Below are 23,496 nucleotides of genomic sequence, written 5' to 3' on the forward strand. Positions count from 1 at the left end.
GCGTCGGAGCGGCGGCGGGCCCTGGGGCGGCCGTCGGCACGCGGCGGGCGCTCCGGGGAGCGGGCCCCGGAGCCGCCCGGCCGTGCGGCGGCCGGACGGCCCCGGTCTCAGACGGTCCAGTCGAGGATGACCTTGCCGCCGCGGCCGGAGGCGGCGTCGTCGAACGCGGCCTCGAAGTCGGTGTAGGCGTAGCGGCCGGTGATCACGGGGGCGAGGTCCAGGCCGCCCTCCAGCAGGACCGACATCGCGTACCAGGTCTCGTACATCTCCCGGCCGTAGATCCCCTTGATGGTGATCATGGAGGTGACGATCTTCGCCCAGTCGACGGCGAAGTCCTCGGCGGGCAGGCCGAGCATCGCGATCTTGCCGCCGTTGGTCATGTTGGCGACCATGTCGCGCATCGCGCGGGGGTTGCCCGACATCTCCAGGCCGACGTCGAAGCCCTCCTTGAGGCCGAGCGTGCGCTGGCCGTCGGCGATCGTCTGCTCGGCGACGTTCAACGCCAGCGAGACGCCCGCCTTGCGGGCGAGGGCCAGCCGCTCCTCGCTCACGTCGGTGATCATGACGTTGCGGGCACCGGCGTGCTTGGCGACGGCCGCGGCCATGATGCCGATCGGGCCGGCGCCGGTGACCAGGACGTCCTCACCGACGAGCGGGAAGGACAGCGCGGTGTGCACGGCGTTGCCGAAGGGGTCGAAGATCGCGGCGACGTCGAGTTCGACGGGGACCCGGTGCACCCAGACGTTGGACGCGGGCAGGGCCACGTACTCGGCGAACGCGCCGTCCCGGCCGACGCCGAGGCCGACCGTGGCGCGGCACAGGTGACGGCGGCCGGCCAGACAGTTGCGGCACTTGCCGCAGACCAGGTGGCCCTCGCCGCTGACCAGGTCGCCGACCTCGATGTCCACGACGTCACGGCCGATCTCCGCGACCTCGCCGACGAACTCGTGGCCCAGGGTCAGCGGCGTGGCGATGGTCTTCTGCGCCCAGCCGTCCCAGGAGCGGATGTGCAGGTCGGTGCCGCAGATTCCGGTCCGCTTCACCTTGATCAGTACGTCTCCGGCGCCGATCTCCGGCTCCGGCACGTCCGTGAGCCAGAGTCCCGGCTCCGCCTTCTGCTTGACCAGCGCCTTCAATGCCATGGCTCCCGACGTGCGTGTCCTGTGACTGAGGGGGTCCGGGCACGGCCGCACCCAAGATCCCTGAAAGAAATCTTCCTTATGCCGGGCCCGCGGTCCATCGAGGTTTTCTTAAGCGCGCTCACAGGTCAGCTTCACACCCCTGGTGGGGGTGGCGCATGTCGTCAACGGCCGAGTGCCGCCATCGCGGCGTTGTGGCCGGGGATCCCGCTGACCCCACCGCCCCGGACGGCGCCCGCGCCGCACAGCAGCACGTTGGCGTGCTCGGTCTCCACGCCCCACCGGCCGGCACCCTCCTCCGCGTACGGGAAGGACAGGTCGCGGTGGAAGATGTGGCCGCCGGGCAGCCGCAGGTCCCATTCGAGGTCGAGCGGGGTCTTCGCCTCGATGCAGGGCCGGCCGTCCGCGTCGAGCGCGAGGCAGTCGGCCAGCGGCTCGTCGAGATGGGCGTCGAGCTCGGCGAGGGTGGCCTTGAGCAGCGCGGCACGGGCGGCGTCGTTGTCGGCGGCGAACAGGCGGGCGGGGGTGTGCAGCCCGAAGAGGGTCAGGGTCTGGTAGCCGCGCCCGGCGAGCTCCGGGCCGAGGATGCTCGGGTCGGTCAGGGAGTGGCAGTAGATCTCCGAGGGCGGGGCGCTCGGCAGGCGGCCGGCGGCGGCTTCGGCGTAGGCGGTGGCCAGCTGTCCGTAGCCCTCGGCGATGTGGAACGTTCCGGCGAAGGCCTCGCGCGGGTCGACCCCTCGGTCGCGCAGCCGCGGCAGCCGGGTCAGCAGCATGTTGACCTTGAGCTGGGCGCCCTCGGCCGGCGCCGGGGGCGCCGCGCCGAGCAGTGCGGCGAGGGCCTGCGGCGAGGCGTTCACCAGGGCGTGCCGCGCCTCGACGACGCCCTCGGTGTCGGCCGTGCGGTAGGTGATCTCGGCGCGGGTGCCGTCCGTCTCGATCCGGGTGGCCTCGTGCCCGGTGCGGATCTCCGCGCCGGCCGCGCGGGCGGCGCCGGCGAGGGCGTCGGTGAGGGCGCCCATGCCGCCGACGGGGACGTCCCAGTCGCCGGTGCCGCCGCCGATGACGTGGTACAGGAAGCAGCGGTTCTGGAGCAGCGAGGGGTCGTGGGCGTCGGCGAAGGTGCCGATCAGGGCGTCGGTGAGCACGACACCGCGGACGAGGTCGTCGGCGAAGGTGCGCTCGACGGCCTCGCCGATGGGCTGCTCGAAGAGCATCCGCCAGGCGTCCTCGTCCCCGACCCGGTCGCGCAGCGCGGCCCGGGTCGGCAGCGGCTCGGTGAGCGTGGGGAAGACCCGCCGGGCGACCTCCGCCGTACGGCCGTAGAAGGCCTCCCACGCCTCGTACTCGCGGTCGGAGCCGGTCAGTGCGGCGAAGGAGGCGCGGGTACGGGCGGGTCCGCCGCCGACGAGGAGTCCGCCGTCGCCCTTCGGCGTGTACGAGGAGACGGATCGTTTCCGCACGGCGAAGCGGAGACCCAGTTCGCGCACGATCTTCTCCGGCAGGAGGGAGACCAGGTACGAGTACCGGGAGAGCCGGGCGTCGACACCGGCGAAGGGCCGGGTGGAGACGGCGGCCCCGCCGGTGGTGTCGAGACGTTCCAGGACGAGGACGGATCGTCCGGCGCGGGCCAGGTAGGCGGCGGCGACGAGTCCGTTGTGTCCGCCGCCGATGATGACGACGTCGTACGAGCGCTGTGCGGTCATGTCTCTTGCTAACACGGGAAGATCGCTCACGGAACCCCGCCTTCCGGAGATCGTCCCGTGGGGGAGGTGGGTGACCGGAGGATCGGGCGCGCTTCCGCCGCCTTCGGACCTCGTCCGTCCGAGCGCCCGGAGCGAAGGGCCCCGGAGCGAAATGCGGATGATCGGAGAGTCGTGCACCCCCTAGCCTCGCCGCCATGACGCCACCCACGCCCGCGTATCCCCCCAAGCCCGTGCCCGGTGACCGCATCGCGGTCGTCTCGCCCTCCGCCGGCCTCCCCGGGCTCTTCCCGTTGCCGTACGAACTGGGACTCGGGCGCCTGCGCGAGGTGTTCGGACTCGAACCGGTGGAGTACCCGGCCACCCGCAGGATGGGTGCCACGCCGCAGGAGCGCGCCGACGACCTCCATGCCGCCTTCACCGACCCGACGGTGAAGGCGGTGATGGCCACCATCGGGGGCGACGACCAGATCACGGTGCTGCCGCTGCTGGACCGCGACGTGATCCGCGCCAACCCCAAGCCGTTCTTCGGCTCCAGCGACAACACCAACCTGCTGCTCCTCCTGCGCAACCTGGGCATCGTCGGCTACCACGGCGCTTCGGTGATGACCGAGCTCGGCCGCCCGCGCAGCCTCCACCCCCTGACGGCGGACTCGGTACGCGCGGCGCTGTTCACCTCGGGTCCGTACGAACTCCGCCCCGCCCCGCGGTACCGCGACATCGACCGCGACTGGGCGGACCCGGCCACCTTCGCGACGGAACCGGATTCCCAGCCCTCGGACGGCTGGATCTGGCACCGGCCCGACCGGGTCGTCGAGGGCCGCGCCTGGGGCGGCAACCTGGAGATCCTCTCGTGGCTGCTGATGGCCGACCGGGAGATCGAACCCGATCCCGCCGCCTACGAGGGCGGTGTCCTGTTCCTGGAGACCTCGGAGGAGCTGCCGAGCGGGGAGGAGGTCTTCCGGATCCTGCGCGCCATGGGCGAGCGGGGCCTGCTGGGGCGCTTCCCCGCCCTCCTCATGGGCCGCGCCAAGGCATGGTCCTTCACGCAGCCGCACGACGCGGACGCCAAGCGGCGCCATGCCGACGAACAGCGCGCGGCCGTGCTGCGCGCGCTGGCCTCGTACGCTCCGCACACCATGGCCGTGTTCGACGTCGATCTCGGGCACACCGACCCGCAGTTGGTGATCCCCTACGGAGGCTCCGTCGTCGTGGACGGCCCGGCGCGGCGGATCACCGTGACCTACTGACGCCGGCGTCGGGAGCCCGGCAACACCCCCTAGGTCCCGTCCGGGCGATCTTCTCGGGCCCGCGACGACGGCTGCGGCGTCTCGCGGCGTTGTCGGAGTCGCCCGAGTACGCCCGGTACGAGGGCGATCCTCCGCCTTGCGATACACCACATCCGACGCCGCGGGCCGGTCCTCGAAGATCGCCCGGACAGGACCTAGTGCCGTGTGCTGCGGTCGCCGTGGCCGCGGCGGAGGGAGGCCACCCGGCGGTGGAGGGCCAGGGCCTCCTGGTCGCGGCCGAGTCGTTCCAGGCAGTGGGCCTCGTCGTCGCGGCCGGCCAGGGTGTCCGGATGCTCGGGGCCCAGGACGCGCTCGCGGGTCTCGGCGACCTGCCGGTAGACGGTGAGGGCCTCTTCCCAACGCTCCAGCCAGCCCAGACCGACGGCGATCTCGCGGCGGCTCACCAGGGTGTCGGGATGGTCCGCGCCGAGCACGCGCTCGCGTACGGCGCACACGTCACGGGATTCGGTGAGGGCCTCCTCCCAGCGTGCCAGCCGGCCCAGGTTGACGCCCACGCCGTGGCGGGCGCGCAGCGTCTCGGGGTGCTCCGGGCCGTGCACCCGGGTGCGGGCCTCGACCAGCTCGCGGTAGACCTCCAGCGCCTCGGCGCCCTGGCCGAGGCGCCCCAGACAGATCCCGGACTCGTAGCGCGCCGCGAGGGTGTCGGGGTGGTCGGCGCCCAGGACGGCGGCCCGCGCCGAGGCGACCTCGCGGTACACGGGGAGCGCGTCCGCCCAACGTCCCAGCCGGCCCAGGGCGTACGCGACCTCGTAGCGGGTCACCAGCGTGTCGGGGTGGTCGGCGCCGAGCAGCCGGGTGCGTGCCTCGGCCACCTCGCGCGTCGCGCGGTACGACTCGTCCAGGCGCCCCAGCCGGCCCAGGTTGAACGCCAGGTTGTGCCGGCAGCGCAGGGTGTCGGGGTGGTCGGCGCCGAGGGTGCGCTGCCGTGCGGCGAGGACCGCCTCGTACACCTGGTGGGCCTCGATGTGCCGCCCCAGGCGCCCCAGCGCGTACGCCGTCTCCTGGCGGGCCGCCAGGGAGTCCGGGTGGTCGGCGCCGAGCGTGCGCTCCCGTCCCTCGGCGACGCGGCCGAACTCCCGCAGGGAATCGTGTCGCCGGCCGAGCCGGCCGAGGGTGAAGGCGAGCTCGTGGCGGCTGGCGAGGGTGTCGGGGTGGTCGGGCCCGAGGAGCCGCTCGCGGTCGGCGGCCACGCCACGGTGCAGGCCCTCCGCCTCCTCCCAGCGGCCGTTCCGGCCCAGTCGTACCCCTTCCTGGTGCCGTTCCGCGAGGGCGGGGGCCGGCTCGACCGAGGGCGGCGTGGTCCGGGCGGCGAGCATCGCGGGCAGGACGCCCGTCCCGGTCGTCCACCGGCCGGTGAGCCCGGCGGACGGATCGTGCGGGACGTCCCCCTGCGCGGGGGAACCGGCGCCGGCCCGGTGGCCGACGGTCATCCCCCTGGTCCAGGACGGCAACCGGGTCGACGGCGGCCGCTCGGGGACGAACGGAACGGCTGCCGTCTCCGGTACGGGCAGCCCGGCAGTGGCGAAGCCGGCGGGCGGGGTCGCGCCGGTGCGGGCGGACAGGATCCGGCGGCGCAGGTCGTTCGCGTCGGTGGGGCGCGCCTCCGGCTCCTTGGCCAGCAGGTCGAGGACGATCCGGTCCAGGTAGTCCGGGACGTCGGCGCGGTGGCTGCGCAGCGGCTCGGGCACGGTGTCGCGATGGCCGATGAGGATGGCCCACGGGTCGTCGAGGTCGAACGGCGGCGCGCCGGTGGCGATCTCGTACAGCACGCACCCCAGCGAGTAGAGGTCGCTGCGGTGGTCGACCTCGCCGCCGCTGATCTGCTCGGGCGACATGTAGTGCGGGGTGCCCATGGCGATGCCCGTGCCGGTCAGGCGCGAGGTGAAGCCGATGTCCGCGCCGAGGCGCGCTATCCCGAAGTCGCAGATCTTCACCCCGCCGTCGCCGAGCCGCATGATGTTGGCGGGCTTGAGGTCGCGGTGCACGATCCCCTGCCGATGCGTGTAGGCGAGGGCGTCGGCGACCTGCTCCGCGATGTCGACGACGTCCTCGACCGGCAGGGGGCCCTGCTTGTTCTCCTCCAGGAGCTGGCTGAGGTTGTGGCCCTCCAGGAGTTCCATGACGAGGAACAGGACCCCGTCGGACTCGCCGAAGTCGTGGACGACGGTGACCCCGCGGTGCTGGAGCGAGGCGGCGACGCGCGCCTCGCGCCGGAACCGTTCGCGCAGGACGGTCACGAACGGGGCGTCCTGCTGCGGTCCCAGCGGTTTCAGGCACTTGACGGCGACCCGGCGGCCGAGCGACTCGTCGGTCGCGCGCCACACCTCGCCCATCCCGCCCCGCCCGATCACGTCGTGCAGTCGGTACCGGCCCTGGATCAGCCTGGTTTCCGCCATCGCGTGCTGTCGCCCCCGTCGGTTCTCTGCGCCCTCCCCGGCCCGTCCAGTATGGCCGCCTGTCTGCGGAGTTTGTACGGGGCGGGTCGTGCCTCGGGGCCGAGACGGTCCATCGCTTTCAGGATGTGCCGCGGCGGAAGCCGCCAGCGCAACCGAGCGGGCACGGAGCGCAGCAGATTGGCCGTGGCGACGAGCCGGTGGGTGACCGTCTCGGGGGGCGACGCGGGACGGCCGTACAGCACGTGGGCGTAGTCGGGCAGGGTGTCGTACGCGAGCGCCGCCACGCGCCCCCACAGCAGGGCACGCGCCGGGACGAGCGCGGGCGGGACGGGCGGGCGGCGCAGGAAGGCGTCGACGGTCCTGGCGTCCTCACCGGCGGCAAGCTGCGGCCGTACGGCGTCGAAGTAGGCGGCGAGTGCGTCCCTGCTCGCGGGGACCCGCTCCGGGTCGAGGCCCACGAGGCGGGCGGACTCGCGGTGTTCGTCGACGTACCGGTCCGCCTGGGCGTCGCTGACCACGATGCCGGAGCGGCGCGTCACGGTCAGGTACGAGTCGATCTCGGCGCAGTGCACCCAGAGCAGCAGGTCGGGGTCGTCGACGCCGAGCAGCCGGTGGATCCTGCGGACCCGCGCGCCGGCCGCCTCGGCGGCCTGGGTGGTGCCGTAACTGAGGGTGCCGACGAAGTCGGCGGTCCGCAGGAGCCGCCCCCAGGCGTCCTTCTCGAAGTCGCTGTTGGCCATCACACCGCGGACGGCGACGGGGTGCAGCGCCTGGAGGTACAGGGCACGGACGCCGGCGATCCACATCACCGGGTCGCCGTGCAGCTGCCAGGTGACGGAGTCGGGTCCGAAGAGCCCGGGGTCGGCGTCCTGCGTCATGCCCTCAGGCTACGCCGGACCGCACCCCGGGAGCCGGGGAACGGGCCGGGGTGCGGGGGAACGGCGGTGCCGGCGGCGGGAGTCGGAGGGGTGACGGAGGGGAGGCCGCGGAGAGGGGCCCGGGAACGGCCCGGGGCACGGGGAGCGTGCTTCCCTCCGGACCCAGGCGCCCCGGGGCAGCGGCTAGGTCCTGTCCGGGCGATCTTCTCGGGCCCGCGACGACGGCTGCGGCGTCTCGCGGCGTTGTCGGAGTCGCCCGAGTACGCCCAGTACGAGGGCGATCCTCCGCCTTGCGATACACCACATCCGACGCCGCGGGCCGGTCCTCGAAGATCGCCCGGACAGGACCTAACGCCAGACCGTCTGGACCGCGTCGAACTGGACCCAGGTGATCGGGTTGCCGCTGTTGCCGCCGTAGACCGTGACGGCTCCGGCGGTGTTGGCCTCGAAGCGGCAGGCGTTGATGCCCTGGCTGTTGTTCCGCGGCGCGACCGCCCTCGTGTACCAGGTGGGGCGGAGCCCGGCCGGAAGCGTGGCGATCCTGGTGTCGGCGGTGAGGTTGCAGGTCACGGCGCCCCGCGCCTGGAGGAACGTCGTACCGGCGATGGTGACGAGGCGGACCTGCGGGGTGGCGCCGGCCTGGGCGGTGACGCCGGGCTCCAGGAGGAGGTCGGCCCATTCGCCGGCTTCGACGCCACCGGGCGCGGCGGCGGCCGGGGTCGCGGTCGTCAGGCTGCCGGCGGTGAGGACGGCGGGCAGGGCGAGGGCGGCGCCGAGGATGCTGCGGCGGTCGTAGGACATGCGAGGTCGTCTCCTTGACGAGGGGAAGGGGTGGCGGCAGCGGGCCCGGTCAGCGCCAGACGGCGCTGAAGCTGTCCAGTTGGGCCCAGGTGACGGCGTTGGTGGCGCGGCCGCCGTAGAGCCGCAGTCCGCGGTCGGAGTCGGCCTCGACGCGGGCGACGCAGACGCCGGCGTTGTTGTTCCGGGCGACGTTGGCGCGCGCGACCATGGTCGGGGTCAGCGCGTCGGGCAGGGTGCCGATGACGGCGTCCGCGTCGAAGCTGCCCTTGACGCCACCGCTGAGCTGCAGCGTCGTCGTGCCGGCCAGGCTGATCAGCCGGCCCTTGGGGGCGTTCTGGTCCGCGGTGACACCGGCGGCGAGCGGGATCGGCGTCCAGTCCGTCAGGACCTTCACGCCGTCCGTCTCGGGCGCCTGGGAGAGCGACATGATGGTGCAGGTGCGCGGGCCCGGGTCCTCGCCGGCGAAGCCGAAGTGCAGGTGCGGCACGCCGTCGCGCACCGAGACGGCCATCCCCTCCGGCTCGCGGTACTCCAGACCGGGGGCGGCCAGGACACGCTGCTGGTCCAGGAGCGCACCGGTGGCCCAGTCGACCGCGGTCAGGTACGTGTTGCCCGGCGGCGGGTTGTCGGGGTTGTCGTCGGCGATGGCTTCACCGGCGAGCATGTAGAGGACGCCGCCGAGCGAGGCGTAGCCCTGGAAGACGCCCTTCGGGTCGGGCTGGGCGATGCGGGTGATCGGCTCCCAGACGCCGGCCGCGGCCTTCGCCAGGTCGTAGGACTCGTACTTCATGCCGCCCGAGGAGAAGCGGACGACGAGCCGGTCCGTGGTGGGGTCGATGGTGCACGTGACGCCCGTGGCGCCGGCGGCGGGCGTGTACGGATCCGCGTGCAGCGGGGAGCCGTGGTCGAGGACCGTGCCGCTGCGGAACTCGAAGTGGGTGACGGCGGTGCCGTAGCCCTCGTCCTTGCTGTTCTTCCGGGAAGCGGTCTCCGTCCAGAGCCGGACGACGCCGGCCCGGTTCTCTACGGCCATGGAGACGCCGTGGCCGAAGCCCCGCAGGTACATGAATCCGGTGATCGCGCCGGCCTGGGTGAGCCGGGTGACGCACAGGTCGCCGTGCGCGATCCGGTCGGCGCCGCTGACCGGGCCCGACTCGCCGGTGAGGGTCAGGCCGCCCTGCACCACCTGCACGACGAACACGTCCCCGCCGACCGGGTCGATGCCGAACGACTGCATCACCGTGGAGTTCTTGAGCGGGCGCCGGTGGAGCAGCTTGCCCACCGGCCCCGCGATGTCTATCTGTCCTTCGACACTGACGCTCAACGGCGCGGCTCCCTCGTGTTCTCGCTTCTCGTGATCGGTCGGGCGGCCGACAGTCTGCCAAAGCCCCTCGGGCGTCGCCGTATCGCGGGTGGCCGGACGCCGTCGGCGGGACGGCCGCCCGTCGCGGGGGGCGGTGTTCGCGGTGGCACGGCCGTGCTCAGTCCGTGAGGCCGGTCGACTCCCGTTCGTCGGCCCAGGTGAAGGACTCGATGACCCAGGATCCGGCGGACGGCCGCAGTGTCAGCGTCTTGCGTCCCCAGGCGTTGAAGGCGACCCCGTCCCGGACACCCCACTTGTGGTACAGCGAGTGGCGGTGGGCACGACCGGCGGCGAACATGGTCGTCGAGGTCACCTCGATCTCGGTGAACTCCGTCAACGAGTCCCCGTTCAACAGGATCTGACGTGGCGCCAGAAACTCGTCCACGTCTGTCCGGTCGAGGCCGCCGCCCTCCGTGACCCGTTCGACGACCGCGTCGGGCGCGAGGGCCGCCCGGGCGGCGTCGAGGCGGACCGGCTCGCCGGCGCGACGGGTGAAGGCGGCGAAGAACGCCGAGACGACGGTGTCGACCGCCCGCTCGTCCGCCGAAGGCCGCAGGCCGCCGCGCCACTCGGCGCGGAGGACGGCGAAGGTGGAGAAGTTGCGCCAGGCGCCCTTCCGGAAGGCGCCGTCGCGGTGGACGGCCTCGTGGCGCATGCCGACGCGTCGCATGAGCGCGGCGGAGGCGACGTTCTCCACGGTGCAGACCCCGAGGACCCGGTGCCAGCCGAAGTCCTCGAAGGCGATGCCGAGCGCCGCAGCGACCGCCTCGGTGGCGATCCCGGTCCCGTGCACGTCGGGGTGGAAGGCGAAACCCACCTCCCCGGTCTCGGGTTCCCGCTCGTCCCGCTTGAGGAGCACCTCGCCGACGACCCGGCCCGACTCGTCCTCGACGGCGAGGTCGAGCCAGTCGCCGGGAACGGCGAGCGCCTGACCGCCGATCATGCGCTCCAGGGTCTGCTCCGTCATCTCCCTGGTGTGCGGCTCGTGCGGCAGGTGGCGCGCCACCTCGGGCAGCGAGCGGTGGGCGTGCACGGCGTCGAGGTCGTCGAATCGCACCGGGCGCAGCCGGAGCCGCTTCGTGCGGACCGGGTAGTCCGGGTGTACGGGCGCGGCGGTGGACGGAGTGAGCGGGTGGGGCATGGGGGCTCCTCTTCGAGCGGTGGTCCGGCACAGTCTGCAGCTTCGGGGCCGGGGCCCGCAGGAGGCCACCGGGCGCAGAGGCCCCCGGCCGGGCAGGCGGTCCGCAACCGGGCCGCCTGGGCGGGGCGTTATCCGTTTGCCGCGGGCCGACCGGGTCGGGTAGGAAGCTCGCATGCTGAGAGGCACCAAGGTCGGGCTCAGGGCCCGGCACGAAGACGACATCCCGGTCCTGCGGACCGAGCTCTACAACGACGTGGTCAACGCCGCGCGGGCCGAAGGGGGTCCGTGGCGGCCGATGTCGCCCGCCTCGAAGGATCCGCGGCTCGTGGTCGACGACACGGAGCACGGACACGTCCCGTTCTCCGTCGTGGAGCTGGAGGGCGGCACCCTCGTCGGCACCGCGACGCTCTGGGGCATCGACACCCACAACCGGTTCGCGCACGTCGGGCTCGGGCTGCTGCCGTCCGCCCGCGGCAAGGGCTACGGAACCGACGTGGTCGCCGCGCTGTGCCACTACGGCTTCGCCGTGCGCGGACTGCATCGGCTGCAGATCGAGACCCTGGCCGACAACCACGCGATGCTGCGCGCCGCCGAGCGCAACGGCTTCGTCCGCGAGGGCGTGCTGCGCTCCTCGGCCTGGGTACTGGGCGAGTTCCTGGACGAGGTGCTGCTCGGGCTCCTCGCCCAGGACTGGAAGCCGGACGCCACGGCACAGCGGCGGAGTTGAACGACGGCGGCCCCGCCTCCGTATCCCCTCCGCCGGAACGTGCGGGCGAGGGGGTCACGGCGTAGGGGGTGTGGTCGGCCGGTACCGCCGGGCGGGCAGCCCGCCTCTCCGCAGCCCCTCCCGGCCGGCCGGCCGGTCCTTCGTTCGGGCCGTGCACGAGATCCGTCGGCCGAACCGGAGACATGGCGTGGAACGAGGAACAAGGCTCGGCCGGTATCTGGCCTGCGTGCTGCTGGTGCCGGCCGTGCTCGCGGCCGCCCTGCTCGCCGGCGCGACGCCGGCCGCGGCGCATGCCGTGGTCACCGCCAGCGACCCCCGCAGGGACTCGGTACTGACCAGGCCGCCGGACCACGTGACGGTCACCTTCAGCGAGGCCGTCGGGCTGACCGCCAACGCGCTCCGGGTCCTCGACCCCGAGGGCCGGCCGGTGCACACCGGCACTCCCGGCCACGCGGACGGCAAGGCGGAGACCGTACGGGTGGAGCTCGCCGACGGCCTCGCGCAGGGCACGTACACGGTCTCCTGGCGAGCGGCCTCGGCCGACAGCCATGCCATCTCCGGCGCCTTCGTGTTCTCCGTCGGCGCGCCCTCGCGGGACGGCACCGCGTCGGCCACCGAGCCGAACGTGAGCGGCGCCGTCGACCTGCTCCAGGACATCGGGCGCTATGGCGCCTACGCCGGCCTGTCCCTGCTCCTCGGGGTCGCGGTCTTCGGCCTGGTCTGCTGGCCGGGCGCCCTGGCGGTACGAGCGGTGCGCCGCCTCCTGTCGGCCGGCTGGTGGGCGCTCGCGGGTTCGACGCTCGTGCTGCTGGTGGCGCGGGCGGCGTGGGAGAGCGGGGGCGGCTCGTCCGGACCCTTCTTCGACCCGCGGCTGCTGTGGGACACGGCGAGCAGTCGGCAGGGGCTCGCACTCACGGTCCGCCTGGCCCTGCTGCCCGTGGCGGCCGTGGCCCTCAAGCGCTGGGTGCGCGCCGGGCGGGCAGGGCGGGCCGAGTGGGTCGGCGGGGCGGTACTGGCGGCGGCGCTCGCGGGGACGTGGGCGGTCTCCGACCACGCCTCAGCCGGTGTCCAGGTGCCGGTGGCGATGGTGTCGTCCGTGGTGCACCTGCTCGCGATGTCGGTGTGGCTGGGCGGGCTGGCCGCGCTGTTCGTGGCGCTGGCGCGCGCACCGATCGACACCCCGGTCCCCGGCGCGGCCGTGGCCCGCTTCTCCCGGCTGGCGCTGGGGTCCGTCGCCGCGCTGGCGGTCAGCGGCGTCTACCAGTCCTGGCGCGGGCTGGGCTCCTGGGAGGCGCTGGCCACTCCGTACGGCCGGATCCTCCTCGTGAAGGCCGGGGTGGTGGCGGCGATGCTGGCGGTGGCGGCGTACTCCCGGCACCTGACCCGTCGATCGGTGCCCGTGCCGGTCGGGGAACCGGTGCCGGTCGGGGAACCGGTGCCGGTCCCCGCGGGCGACGGCCCGGTTCCGCTGCCCGAGGGCGCGGCGGGCTCCGTCGAGCCGGGCTCCGTCGAGACCGGTCCGGGTCCTGCGGCGTGGCGGCGCGGCCTGCGCGGGTCCGCGGCGGCGGAGGCGCTGATCGGGGCGGTGGTCCTCGTCGTCACGACCGTGCTGACGGGTACGCAGCCGGGCAGGGCGGACGCCGAGACGGTGACGGCTTCCCGGGTGACCGGATGGCCGGACGTGAACCTGGTCGCGATGCCCTTCGACACGGGCGGCGCCGGCATCACGGGAAGCGGAAAGATCCAGATCACGCTGGAGCCGAGCCGGGTGGGCCGGAACGCGGTGGAGGCCGTCGTCTTCGGTGCCGACGGCGGGTTCGTCTCCGCGCCCGAGCTCCGTCTGACCTTCACCCATGCCGAGGAGGGTATCGGCCCGCTGGACGCCGAACTCGTGGACCGGGGCAGTCACTGGAGCAGCGACACCCTGACCCTTCCGGTCGCCGGAACGTGGACGATGCGGGCCACCGTCCGCACCTCCGACCTCGATCAGGTCACGGTGGAGAAGACGGTCGAGGTCGTGCGCTGAGCCCCGGCCGGAACGGTCTCCGGCCGGGGCGCGTCTTCGCGACCGGCGTGCCGAGCGTTCCGGTCACGGCATCCCGGGCACGGCGTCACCGGGACGCCGAGGGGGTGCCGCGCGCGGCGCGCCGGCATCACCGACGCGCCCTCAGGCGCCGGTGGCCAGTACGGAGTCCAGCTTTCCCGCCCGTGCCTGTGCGACCAGATCCGCGAACTGGTCCGCGCTCATCTGGACGTGCTGGCCGAAGTCGTCGGTGATCCGGATGCGCCTGTCGTCGGACGCGTCCGCGTCGACGAACAGCTGCGGGCATCCGCAGTCGCACTTGCCGCAGAACGTCGCGACCGGTGCGAGCCGGGGGTTCTGGCTCATGTCACTTCCCTTCCTGGAACGCCGGGCCGCCGGTCCGGCGTGGGCCGACGTCCGGAACATGCCCGAACCGCCGGGGCGCACGCCTGATCCGGGTCGTCGACGGGAGCACGGTGCCCGTCTGAGTGCATCGGCTGCTTCCGTTGCCCGCGCTCGGCGGGAACTCGGCATGTGCCCGGGGGGTGTGTCCCGCGGAGCCGAGGTCGTCGGCGCGGCGGACGGGTCGGTCACGGACCTCTCGCGGACGGCTCCGTCACAACCCCTCAGCGGCGGACCCGGGGCATGCCGAGGCCGATCCAGGAGATGATCTCGCGCTGGATCTCGTTGTTCCCGCCGCCGAAGGTGAAGATGACGGCCGAACGGTAGCCGCGTTCCAGCTCGCCGTGGAGGACCGCCCCGGCCGAGCCCCCCTTCAGTGCGCCGGCCGAGCCGACGACCTCCATGAGCCAGGCGTAGGCGTCGCGGCGGGCCTCGGAGCCGTAGACCTTGACGGCGGAGGCGTCCTGCGGGGTGAGGGTGCCCTGCTGGACGGCGTTCACCATCTGCCAGTTGAGGAGTTTCATCGCGTCCAGGCGGGTGTGCGTCCGCGCCAGCAGGCGGCGGACCCAGGGGAGGTCGATCACCCGTCGGCCGTCGGCGAGCTCGGTGTCGGCGGCCCAGCGCTGGACGTCGTGGAGGGCACGGATCGCCATGGTGCCGTGGGCGGCGAGGGTGACCCGCTCGTGGTTGAGCTGGTTGGTGATCAGGCGCCAGCCCTTGTTCTCCTCCCCCACGCGGTACGAGACCGGGACGCGGACGTCGTCGTAGTAGCTGGCGGTGGTGTCGTGCGAGGCGAGGGTGTTGATCAGGGTGCAGGAATAGCCCGGGTCCGTCGTCGGGACGAGCAGCATGGTGATGCCCTTGTGCGGCGGTGCGTCCGGGTCGGTGCGGACGGCGAGCCAGACCCAGTCGGCCGTGTCGCCGTTGGTGGTCCAGATCTTCTGCCCGTTGACGACGTACGTGTCGCCGTCCCTGACCGCGCGGGTCTTCAGGGCGGCGAGGTCGGTGCCCGCGTCGGGTTCGCTGTAGCCGATGGCGAAGTCGATCTCGCCGGAGAGGATCTTCGGCAGGAAGCGGGCCTTCTGCTCGTCGGTGCCGAACTGCATGATCGTGGGGCCGACGGTGTTCAGCGCCATCAGCGGCAGGGGGACGCCGGCCTGGGCGGCCTCGTCGAAGAAGATGAACTGCTCCATGGGGCTCAGTCCGCGTCCGCCGTACTCGGTGGGCCAGCCGACGCCGAGCCAGCCGTCGGCTCCGAGCCTGCGGATGGTCTCGCGGTAGAAGCGCTTCTGTGCGGCCGGGTCGGCATAGCGGGCGTACACGTCGTCCGGGACCAGCTCGGTGAAGTACGCCCGCAGCTCGGCGCGCAGGCGGTGCTGGGCGTGCGTGTACTCGAGGTGCATGGGGGCCTCCCGTGGCAGCGTCCTTGGAGCGTGCGCGCGACGGCGGCCACGGTAGAACGTGTTTCACAAATGCGGAAGCCCCGTGCGCGCGGGCGGCGCGGGCGGGGCGGAAGCGGTCGCGGCCCGGGCGGTGGGGGCGCCGGGCCGGGTCGCGGCGGCGCGGCCCACCCCTTGGCCCGGTGAGGACCGGGCCAAGGGAGCGGGGGCCGCAGCCCGGCCGCGGAGCCGGGGCCGGGGCCTCAGGGCAGGAGTTCGTCGAGGGAGGCGCGGCCCTTCTCGGCCATCCGCCGCTCGGCCCACGCGAGGCTCTTCGGATTCACATCGCGTCCGGAGGCGAGGACCAGGTCCTCCGCCGTGTATTCGCCCTCCGACCCGGCATGCAAGAGGCGGTCGGGCGTCGGGCTCTCCCCCGGAGATGTCTTGTCGGACTCAGCGTTCATGCCGCCTCCTACTAGTTCTTCCGGCACTCCATTCTCAGGGGCGGCTCCCGCTCCCGCATCCGGGCCGGGACGCGGCGGCCGGATCACCGCCCGGTGCGGCCCAGGGGCCGTGTCGGTCCGGCGTCGGAGCCGCGTCGGCGGGGGCGGGGAGGCTGGCGGGCGAGCCACGACACACGGGAGTCCTCATGACGAATCCGCCGCCCCTGCCCCTCCGGCTGATCCGGGTGACCGAGGTCCGCCCGGTCACCCCGCGCATGGTCCGGGTCACCTTCGGCGGCCCTGACCTGGGCGGCCTCTCGCTCGCCGGGCCGGACCAGCAGGTGAAGCTGTTCTTCCCCCGGCGGCCCGGCACCGAACCGGTCCTGCCCACGCCCGGCCCGGACGGCGACGTGATGCGCTGGTACGCGTCCTGCGCCGGGCTGCCGGAGGCCGATCGTCCATGGATGCGGAGCTACACGATCCGGACGCACGACCCGTCGGCCGCGACCCTCGACGTCGACTTCCTGCTGCACGCCGGCGGCGAGGAGGACGGGCCGGCGACGCGCTGGGCGCGCCGGGCCCGGCCCGGGGACGCCCTGGGGATGTTCGGGCCCTCCCCGTACTTCGCCACACCGGTCGCCCCGGGAGCCGCAGACTGGACGCTGCTGGTCGCCGACGGCTGCTCGCTGCCGGCGCTCGGCACGGTGGTGGAGGCGCTGCCACCGGGGCACCGGACGGTCGCGTTCGTTCAGGTCGCAGACCCGGCCGAGGAGCAGAAATGGGTGACGGCCGGCGACCTGACCGTGCACTGGCTGTACGAGGACGGGGCCGGGGAGTCCGTGCCGGAGGCGGTGCGGGCGGCCGCGTTCCCGTCCGGGTCCCCGTACGTCTGGCTGGCCGGCGAGGCGGGTGCCGTCCGGGCGGTGCGCCGCCATCTCGTCGAGGAGCGCGGGTACGACCGGCGCTCGATCGACTTCGCCGGGTACTGGCGTCGGCGCCTCACGCAGGACGACGCGCCGACGCCGGAGGACCTGGCCGAGGCGAGGGAACGCCTGGAGGCGGCCGACGGGTCCTGACCCGATCGGCCGGCGGGCGCCGTCACGGGGGGCGTCGCGCTCCCGATGCGGGTCGGGGCGCCTCCGGGGGGCCATCCCGGCATCGGCGGGCACCCTCCCCGGGCTCGGACGGGACACTCCTCCGGCGCTCGACCCACCCTCTCCCCGGTGCTCGGCCCGCCCCGGGCTCAGACCAGGCCCGCGGCCTCCTTCACCTGGAGGGCGGCGCCCTCCGCGTGGCACCGCGCGTACGTCTCCGGGGTGAGCGCGGCGCGCAGGGCGCGCTCCGCGTGCGCCCGCACCGAGGCCTCGGTCTGCGTGGTGAAGGGCCGGAAGCCGACCCCGTCGGCCGTGCCGCTGTGGGCGTCGTACGCACCGAGCAGCCGGGCCCCGTCCTCGGCGAGGCCCGGCCGGCCCAGGCTCCCCTTGGCCCAGGCCGCCGTCGCGAACTGGCTGACCACGAGGTACGGCGAGACCAGGTAGGCGAGGGTCTCCAACTGGGCCACGGCGTGGGCGAGATGACCGAGCGCCTCATCGTACGCGCCGTCGAGGCAGGCGAGCCAGCCGCGCAGTCCACCGGCGACGCCGGCGAAGAGGTCGGGGGTTGATGCGCTGAACTCGGACTCCAGCAGATCCAGTTGATCGCGGGCGAGGGCCGTGTCCCCGTCGTGCCCGTGGTGCTGGACGAGGAGCAGCCGGGCCGTGCCGACAGCCTCGTTGCCCAACTCCCCGGCTTCCCGGGCCGCTTCGGCGAACAGCTCCCGCGCTCCGGCCCGCGCCTCGTCGTCGGCGGCGGTCCGGACGCGGACGGAGGCGAGGCGCGCCTTGAACACCGGGACCTGCGAGCGGGCGCCGAGGTTCGCCGCCGCGAGGGCGGCCCGTTCGAAGTCCGCCGCGGCCTCGTCGAGCCGGCCCGCCCGCTCGTACGACTCGCCGCGTGCGCAGAGCGCTTCGGCGATTCCCCAGGAGTCCTGGGCGGCCTCGAAGGCCGCGAGCGCCCGCTCGGCGTCCTCGGGACGCTCCCCGAGCAGCTTGGCCCGCATGAGGTGGGTGAAGCCGGCCTCCCAGTCGTCGCCGTGGGCGTGGCAGGCGTCGAGCGCGGCGTCCAGGGTCTCGCCGAGGGTGCGGAACTCGCCCGTCATCAGCCGGGCGAAGAACCACATCGACCCGGGCTGGCGGCAATTCTGGGGCAGGCCGGGCCGGTACGCGGCGACGACGGCGTCGAGCCGGGCCCGGGTGTCGGGCCGCTCCAGGGCGGTGGCCCCCTCGCCGCCCTCTCCCGCGAGGACGAGGAGCCGGCAGCCGCGCCGGGCCTCCCACAGCCGCTCGTCGTCCCAGGGCGGCGGTGTGTCGGTGCAGCGGCCTTCCAGGGGCGTGGCGCGGCGCACGGGCGGGGTGAAGGGGTCGGGGCCGAGGGCGGCGGCGGCCGCCGACCAGGTCCGGGCCTCGCCGTGATGCGCGCGGAGCTGCCAGAACCAGCTCATGGAAAGCACCAGGGAGAGCGCCTCCTGCTCCTCCTGGCGTTCGACGGCCGTCCGCAGCGCGGCCCTCACGTTGTCGTGCTCGGTCTCGAAGCGCCGGAGCCAGACCTCCTGCCCGGGCCCCCTCAGCCGGGCATCGCCGGTGCGGGCGAGTTCGCGGTAGTACGTCAGATGCCGCCGCTCGGCCACCGCACGATCACCCGCCTCGTCCAGCCGCTCTCCCGCGTACTCCCCCACCGTCTCCAGCAACCGGTAACGCATCACCCCCTCCTCCGAAGGAGCCGCCACCACCAACGACTTGTCCACCAACGCACCCAACACGTCCAACACCCCGGCCCCACCGGACCCCCCGCACACCGCCTCCGCCGCCTCCAGACCACACCCGCCCGAGAACACCGAAAGCCGCCGCAACACCCCCCGCTCACCCTCGTCCAACAGATCCCACGACCAGTCCACCACCGCACGCAACGTCTGCTGACGCGGCAACACCGTCCGCGCCCCCGACGTCAACAACGCGAAACGATCATCCAACCGATCCGCGATCTGCCGCGGACTCAACAACCGCAACCGCGCCGCCGCCAACTCGATCGCCAACGGCAACCCGTCCAACCGCCGACCGATCTCCGCACACGCCTCCGCATCCTCCGACACCACAAAACCCGCACGCGCCGCAGCACCCCGCTCCCCCAACAACCGCAACGCCTCACCCCGCGACAACGGCCCCACCGGACGCACGAACTCCCCCGGCACCCCCAACGGCTCCCGACTCGTCGCCAACACCGACACCCCAGGACACCGCGCCAACAACACCTCCACCAACCCCGCGACCACACCCACCACGTGCTCACAGTTGTCCAGCAGCAACAACAACCGCCGCGACCCGCAATGCTCCACCAGACGGTCCAGGGGATCGTGGCTCTGCCGGTCCACGGCGGCGGCGGCGCTCCAGAGCTGCGTCTCGCGGGCACCGAGGGCGGTGAGGACGGCCGCGGGGACGTCCGACTCCCGCCGTACGGAGGCGAGTTCGGCGAGGCGGACCGGTCCTTCGGCGCGTTCCGCGCCCTCCAGGGCGAGGCGGGTCTTGCCGACTCCGCCGGGTCCGGTCAGGGTGACGAGCCGCCCGGCCCGAAGCGCCGCCCCGAGCGCGTCCACCTCTGCCGCCCGGCCGACGAAGGAGGTCAGCCGCGCGGGAAGGACCGAGCGCTCCACCGCCTCCTCGCCGGCCAGCAACTCGGCGTGGAGGGCGCGCAGGTCCGGGCCGGGATCCGCGCCGAGGCGGTCGGCGAGGAGGCCGCGGACCTCCTCGTACGCCTGGAGCGCCTCCGCGCCGCGGCCCGCCGCCCGCAGCGCGCGGATCCGCAGGGTCTGCAGCGGCTCGTCCAGCGGGTGCTCGGCCGCGAGGGCCGTCAGGGGCGCGAGCGCGGTCCGGGCGCGGCCGAGGGCCACGTCCGCGGCGAGCCGGTCCCGGCGCGCCTGCGTGTGCCGCTGCTCCGCGCGGACGACCGCGGGGTCGCCGTCACGACCGGGGAGGTCGGCGAGCGCGGGCCCGTGCCACAGCCCGAGAGCCTCGTCCAGGATCCGGGCCGCCCGGCCGGCGTCCCCGTCGGCCAGGGCCCGGGACCCGTCCGCGGCCAGCCGCTCGAACACGTACAGGTCGATGTCCTGCGCGGTCGCGGCGAGGCGGTATCCGCCGGGGGTCGAGAGGACGGCGTCCCGGCCGAGGGCCCTGCGCAGCCGCCCGACCAGCGCCTGCAGCGCCGCGGTGCCCTCCGCGTCGCCCGGCGGCGCGCCCTCCCAGATGTGGGCGACGAGCACGGCGGTGCCGACGTCCCGCCCGCCGGCGGCGGCCAGTGCCGCCAGCAGGGCCCGGAGGCGAGCACCGCTGAGCACGGCCTCGCGGCCGTCGTCCCGGACCGCCCGGCCGGGACCGAGGACTCGGTAGCGCGGATTCACCGGCCCATTCTGCCCGGCCGGTGAAATCTCCGGCGCGCCGTGTCGCCGCCATGGCGTCGGAGGGGTACCGGTTCGACAATGGACGAGATGACCGATGACGACCGGCGCACGCACAGTGGCGAGATCGGACCCACCGAGCGGCTCGCCATGAATCGCACCGGCAGCTTCGACTGGGACCTCGACACGCGCACCATCGATGTCGACGAGGCGGGGCTGCTGGTGTTCGGGGTGGACCCCGACGGGTTCGACGGCCGGCCCGCCACGCTCGTCCGCGGGCTCGACGCGGAGGAGCGGACGCGGCTCGAGGCCGTGATCCGGCATGCCATCATCAGCGGTCAGACCTCGTACACGGCGCAGTTCCGCATCGAGCGGGACGACGGAACACCCCAGTGGACGCATGTGCAGGCACGAATTCTGCGGGCGCCGGACGGCATGGCCCAGCGGATCGTCGGGATCGTCCGGGACGCCTCCGCCGAGGTCGCCCACTCGGAGTTCGTGCTCGACCTGGAGAAGCGCCGCGAGGTGCAGACGAGCATCGTCGAACGGACCACGCACGCGCTGTCGCGTGCGGTGACCGTCGACGACGTGACGGCCGCCCTGACCGGTCCCGGCGGACTCGCCCGGCTGGGCGCGGACGGTCTCGCGCTCGGGCTGGTCGAGAACGGCTCGCTCAACGTCATCGCCCTCAGCGGCGAGTCGCTGGACGCCCTGAACGACTTCCGCACCCGGCGGCTCGACGGCGGCCTGCCGCTGGCCGAGGCCGTACTGAGCGGGCGGCCCCGCTTCGTCTCCTCGTTCCCCTCGCTGGGCCGGGACTTCCCCGAACTCGCCCCGTACCTCCCCCGGCTGAAGTTCAAGGCCGCCTGCTACCTGCCGCTGGTCGCCCAGGCCCGCTCGCTCGGCGGGATGGCGCTGTTCTACCGGGGCCGTACGGCCTTCAGCGCCGACGAGCGCAACCTCGCCCTGGGGCTGGCCGCGATCGTCGCCCAGTCGCTGCAGCGTGCCATCCTCTTCGACGAGGAGCGGGAGCTGGCCACCGGACTGCAGGAGACGATGCTGCCCCGCAGGATCCCGGAGATCACCGGGGGCGAGATCGCGGTGCGGTACCACGCGGCCTGGAGCGGACGTCAGGTCGGCGGCGACTGGTACGACGTGATCCCGCTGCCCCGCGGCCGCGTGGGGATCGTGGTGGGCGACGTCCAGGGCCACGACACCCATGCCGCGGCCATCATGGGGCAGCTGCGGATCGCGCTGCGGGCGTACGCGGGCGAGGGCCACGCCCCGTCCACGGTGCTCGCCCGGGCGTCCCGCTTCCTCGCCGAACTCGACACGAACCGCTTCGCCACCTGCACCTACGCCCAGGTCGACCTGGGCGGGGGCACGGTGCGCGCGGTGCGGGCCGGGCATCTGGGGCCGCTGATCCGGCACACGGACGGCCGCGTCGGGCGGCCCAAGCTGCGGGGCGGACTGCCGCTCGGCCTGGCGACGGTGTTCGGGGACGAGGAGTTCCCGGAGACCCGGCTCGACCTGGTGCCCGGCGAGACCCTGGTGCTCTACACGGACGGCCTGGTCGAGCAGCCCGGCACGGACATCGAATCGGGTCTGGCGGTGCTGGCCGGCGCGATGAGCAGCGGACCGCCGCAGGCCGAGGCGCTGGCCGACCACCTCTCCGAACAGCTCTGGGAACGCTGGGGGGCCGGAGACGACGTCGCCCTGCTCGTCCTGCGCCGCAGCCCGGACCCGGGCACTCCGCGGGCGCCTCGCATCCACCAGTACATCCACCAGGCCGATCCGCAGGGGCTCTCGGACGCGCGGGCGGCGGTGGGACAGGCGCTGCGCGACTGGAGCATGGACGAACTGGCGGACGACGCCGAGCTGTTGACGGGTGAGCTGCTGGTGAACGTGCTGCTGCACACGGAGGGCGGCGCGGTGCTGACCCTGGAGGTGCTGCCGGAGCCGGTGCGGCGGGTGCGGCTGTCCGTGCAGGACCGTTCCAGCGCGTGGCCCCGCAGGCGGACACCGGGCGAGGCGGCGACCTCGGGGCGTGGCCTGCTGCTGCTCGACGCGCTGGCCTCGCGATGGGGCGTGGAGCCCCGGGGCGAGGGCAAGGCGGTGTGGTGCGAGATCGGCCCGGTCCAGACTCCGGCGTCGGCGGTGTCGGGGAAGTCCGGGGGCTGATCACGGGCCGCCCCCGCCCCGGACGCGGGTCCGGCCGGGCGGGCCGGCGGCGGGAACGAGAGGTGTCGTGCGATGGATCCCGTGGCCGCTTTGGACCGGATCGCCTTCCTGCTGGAACGCTCCCAGGCCCCCACGTACCGGGTACGGGCCTTCCGTACGGCGTCCGCGGTCGTCGCGGCGATGGCGGACGGCGAGGCGGCCCGGCGCGCCGCCGCCGGGACGCTGGAGTCGGTCAAGGGCCTCGGACCGAAGACGGCGGCGGTGGTGCGGGAGGCCCTGGCCGGGGAGGTACCCGCCTATCTCGCGCGACTGGAGGAGGAGATCCCGGTCCCGGAGGCCGACGGCGGGGAGACGCTGCGGGCGCTGCTGCGCGGCGACTGCCATCTGCACTCCGACTGGTCGGACGGCGGCAGCACCATCGAGGACATGGGCCGCACCGCGGCCCGCATCGGGCACGAATGGGCCGTCCTCACCGATCACTCGCCGCGTCTGACGGTCGCCCGCGGGCTGTCCCCGGAGCGGCTGCGCGAGCAACTGGACGTGGTGGAGCGGCTGAACGAGGAGTGGGCGCCGTTCCGGCTGCTCACCGGCATCGAGTGCGACATCCTGGACGACGGGTCGCTGGACCAGGAGCCGGAGCTGCTGGAACGGCTGGACCTGGTCGTGGGTTCGGTCCACTCCAAGCTGCGGATGGACGCTCCCGCGATGACCCGGCGCATGGTGAAGGCCGTGCGCAATCCGCTGCTGGACGTCCTGGGGCACTGCACCGGGCGCCTGGTCGGCGGGGGCCGCCTGCGGCCCGAGTCGGAGTTCGACGCGGCGCGGGTCTTCGCCGCGTGCGCGGAGTCGGGGACGGCGGTCGAGATCAACAGCCGTCCTGAGCGGCTGGATCCGCCGCGGCGGCTGCTGCGCCAGGCGGTGGAGGCCGGCGTCTGGTTCGCCGTCGACACGGACGCGCACGCGCCGGGGCAGCTGGAGTGGCAGATCTTCGGCTGCGCGCGGGCGGAGGAGTGCGGGGTGCCGCCCGAACGGGTGATCAACACCTGGCCGGCGGAGCGACTGCTGGCCTGGACGCGGGGAGAGTGACCGGCGCGCGGACGCCCGGGGAGTCATCGAGGGCTTCCGGC

17 protein-coding genes are annotated in these 23,496 nt (G+C 74.0%); 6 read left to right on the plus strand and 11 right to left on the minus strand.

What is annotated here, in order from left to right; all coding sequences use genetic code 11:
- Positions 1–107: 107 nt before the first annotated feature.
- Together tdh and ACGFZF_RS32175 are read right to left on the minus strand one after the other, a co-directional pair.
- Complete coding sequence (gene tdh / locus ACGFZF_RS32170; protein ID WP_393560228.1) at positions 108–1,136, minus strand: L-threonine 3-dehydrogenase; 1,029 nt, start codon at positions 1,134–1,136, stop codon at positions 108–110.
- 167 nt (positions 1,137–1,303) lie between these two features.
- Positions 1,304–2,842, minus strand: coding sequence for a phytoene desaturase family protein (locus ACGFZF_RS32175; RefSeq protein ID WP_393559936.1), 1,539 nt, complete (start codon positions 2,840–2,842; stop codon positions 1,304–1,306).
- 194 nt (positions 2,843–3,036) lie between these two features.
- Between ACGFZF_RS32175 and ACGFZF_RS32180 the strand changes: the two genes are divergently transcribed.
- Entirely contained in the window at positions 3,037–4,089 is a 1,053-nt protein-coding gene (locus tag ACGFZF_RS32180; protein ID WP_393559938.1) for a S66 peptidase family protein, read from the plus strand.
- Between the two features lie 194 nt (positions 4,090–4,283).
- Here the strand turns inward: ACGFZF_RS32180 and ACGFZF_RS32185 are convergent, their stop codons facing one another.
- The 5 genes from ACGFZF_RS32185 to ACGFZF_RS32205 form a co-directional block, all read right to left on the minus strand.
- The gene (locus ACGFZF_RS32185) at positions 4,284–6,545 is read right to left on the minus strand and encodes a tetratricopeptide repeat protein (protein ID WP_393559940.1); all 2,262 of its coding nucleotides are present in this window, start codon (positions 6,543–6,545) and stop codon (positions 4,284–4,286) included.
- Positions 6,527–7,423: an oxygenase MpaB family protein gene (locus tag ACGFZF_RS32190; RefSeq protein ID WP_393559942.1), complete on the minus strand. Its 897-nt coding sequence runs from the start codon at positions 7,421–7,423 to the stop codon at positions 6,527–6,529. The genes ACGFZF_RS32185 and ACGFZF_RS32190 overlap by 19 nt, the downstream gene beginning before the upstream one ends.
- Positions 7,424–7,771: 348 nt before the next feature.
- A complete protein-coding gene (locus ACGFZF_RS32195) occupies positions 7,772–8,224 on the minus strand; it encodes a hypothetical protein (RefSeq protein ID WP_393559944.1) in 453 nt (150 codons plus the stop codon).
- 49 nt (positions 8,225–8,273) lie between these two features.
- Positions 8,274–9,548 carry a hypothetical protein gene (locus ACGFZF_RS32200; RefSeq protein ID WP_393559946.1) on the minus strand — a complete coding sequence of 425 codons (1,275 nt, stop codon included), beginning with the start codon at positions 9,546–9,548 and terminating at the stop codon, positions 8,274–8,276.
- 157 nt (positions 9,549–9,705) lie between these two features.
- Positions 9,706–10,728 (minus strand): GNAT family N-acetyltransferase, encoded by a 1,023-nt coding sequence (locus ACGFZF_RS32205; protein ID WP_393559948.1) that lies wholly within the window; start codon positions 10,726–10,728, stop codon positions 9,706–9,708.
- 172 nt (positions 10,729–10,900) lie between these two features.
- Between ACGFZF_RS32205 and ACGFZF_RS32210 the strand changes: the two genes are divergently transcribed.
- Positions 10,901–11,455 carry a GNAT family N-acetyltransferase gene (locus tag ACGFZF_RS32210; RefSeq protein ID WP_393559951.1) on the plus strand — a complete coding sequence of 185 codons (555 nt, stop codon included), beginning with the start codon at positions 10,901–10,903 and terminating at the stop codon, positions 11,453–11,455.
- 187 nt (positions 11,456–11,642) lie between these two features.
- Complete coding sequence (locus ACGFZF_RS32215) at positions 11,643–13,481, plus strand: copper resistance CopC/CopD family protein (RefSeq protein ID WP_393559953.1); 1,839 nt, start codon at positions 11,643–11,645, stop codon at positions 13,479–13,481.
- Positions 13,482–13,622: 141 nt separating this feature from the next.
- On the opposite strand, the gene ACGFZF_RS32220 is transcribed toward ACGFZF_RS32215, so the two are convergent.
- The 3 genes from ACGFZF_RS32220 to ACGFZF_RS32230 all read right to left on the minus strand — a co-directional run bounded on the left by ACGFZF_RS32220 (position 13,623) and on the right by ACGFZF_RS32230 (position 15,723).
- A complete protein-coding gene (locus ACGFZF_RS32220; RefSeq protein WP_393559955.1) occupies positions 13,623–13,844 on the minus strand; it encodes a hypothetical protein in 222 nt (73 codons plus the stop codon).
- 260 nt (positions 13,845–14,104) lie between these two features.
- On the minus strand, positions 14,105–15,283 hold the full coding sequence (locus ACGFZF_RS32225; RefSeq protein ID WP_393559957.1) for an acyl-CoA dehydrogenase family protein: 1,179 nt from the start codon (positions 15,281–15,283) through the stop codon (positions 14,105–14,107).
- Positions 15,284–15,522: 239 nt separating this feature from the next.
- On the minus strand, positions 15,523–15,723 hold the full coding sequence (locus ACGFZF_RS32230) for a hypothetical protein (protein ID WP_147981931.1): 201 nt from the start codon (positions 15,721–15,723) through the stop codon (positions 15,523–15,525).
- 185 nt (positions 15,724–15,908) lie between these two features.
- Between ACGFZF_RS32230 and ACGFZF_RS32235 the strand changes: the two genes are divergently transcribed.
- Positions 15,909–16,778 (plus strand): siderophore-interacting protein, encoded by an 870-nt coding sequence (locus ACGFZF_RS32235; RefSeq protein ID WP_393559960.1) that lies wholly within the window; start codon positions 15,909–15,911, stop codon positions 16,776–16,778.
- 167 nt (positions 16,779–16,945) lie between these two features.
- Here ACGFZF_RS32235 and ACGFZF_RS32240 read toward each other — a convergent pair whose 3' ends face one another.
- Positions 16,946–20,191 (minus strand): ATP-binding protein, encoded by a 3,246-nt coding sequence (locus tag ACGFZF_RS32240; RefSeq protein ID WP_393559962.1) that lies wholly within the window; start codon positions 20,189–20,191, stop codon positions 16,946–16,948.
- 87 nt (positions 20,192–20,278) lie between these two features.
- Here ACGFZF_RS32240 and ACGFZF_RS32245 point away from each other — a divergent pair, with 87 nt between their 5' ends.
- Positions 20,279–22,369, plus strand: coding sequence for a SpoIIE family protein phosphatase (locus ACGFZF_RS32245; protein ID WP_393559964.1), 2,091 nt, complete (start codon positions 20,279–20,281; stop codon positions 22,367–22,369).
- Positions 22,370–22,441: 72 nt separating this feature from the next.
- Positions 22,442–23,455, plus strand: a complete 1,014-nt coding sequence (locus tag ACGFZF_RS32250) for a PHP domain-containing protein (protein WP_393559966.1) — start codon at positions 22,442–22,444, stop codon at positions 23,453–23,455.
- The last annotated feature ends 41 nt before the right edge of the window (positions 23,456–23,496 follow it).

This window comes from Streptomyces sp. NPDC048338, from assembly GCF_043201055.1.
Lineage (GTDB): Bacteria > Actinomycetota > Actinomycetes > Streptomycetales > Streptomycetaceae > Streptomyces.

What these genes read in the sequence shown, in the direction of transcription:
- ACGFZF_RS32230 (WP_147981931.1), bottom strand. Translation starts at nt 15,723, where the DNA reads ATGAACGCTGAGTCCGACAAGACATCTCCGGGGGAGAGCCCGACGCCC.
- ACGFZF_RS32210 (WP_393559951.1), top strand. Translation starts at nt 10,901, where the DNA reads ATGCTGAGAGGCACCAAGGTCGGGCTCAGGGCCCGGCACGAAGACGAC.
- ACGFZF_RS32175 (WP_393559936.1), bottom strand. Translation starts at nt 2,842, where the DNA reads ATGACCGCACAGCGCTCGTACGACGTCGTCATCATCGGCGGCGGACAC.
- ACGFZF_RS32220 (WP_393559955.1), bottom strand. Translation starts at nt 13,844, where the DNA reads ATGAGCCAGAACCCCCGGCTCGCACCGGTCGCGACGTTCTGCGGCAAG.
- ACGFZF_RS32205 (WP_393559948.1), bottom strand. Translation starts at nt 10,728, where the DNA reads ATGCCCCACCCGCTCACTCCGTCCACCGCCGCGCCCGTACACCCGGAC.
- ACGFZF_RS32185 (WP_393559940.1), bottom strand. Translation starts at nt 6,545, where the DNA reads ATGGCGGAAACCAGGCTGATCCAGGGCCGGTACCGACTGCACGACGTG.
- ACGFZF_RS32190 (WP_393559942.1), bottom strand. Translation starts at nt 7,423, where the DNA reads ATGACGCAGGACGCCGACCCCGGGCTCTTCGGACCCGACTCCGTCACC.
- ACGFZF_RS32245 (WP_393559964.1), top strand. Translation starts at nt 20,279, where the DNA reads ATGACCGATGACGACCGGCGCACGCACAGTGGCGAGATCGGACCCACC.
- ACGFZF_RS32225 (WP_393559957.1), bottom strand. Translation starts at nt 15,283, where the DNA reads ATGCACCTCGAGTACACGCACGCCCAGCACCGCCTGCGCGCCGAGCTG.
- ACGFZF_RS32195 (WP_393559944.1), bottom strand. Translation starts at nt 8,224, where the DNA reads ATGTCCTACGACCGCCGCAGCATCCTCGGCGCCGCCCTCGCCCTGCCC.
- ACGFZF_RS32235 (WP_393559960.1), top strand. Translation starts at nt 15,909, where the DNA reads ATGACGAATCCGCCGCCCCTGCCCCTCCGGCTGATCCGGGTGACCGAG.
- ACGFZF_RS32250 (WP_393559966.1), top strand. Translation starts at nt 22,442, where the DNA reads ATGGATCCCGTGGCCGCTTTGGACCGGATCGCCTTCCTGCTGGAACGC.
- ACGFZF_RS32180 (WP_393559938.1), top strand. Translation starts at nt 3,037, where the DNA reads ATGACGCCACCCACGCCCGCGTATCCCCCCAAGCCCGTGCCCGGTGAC.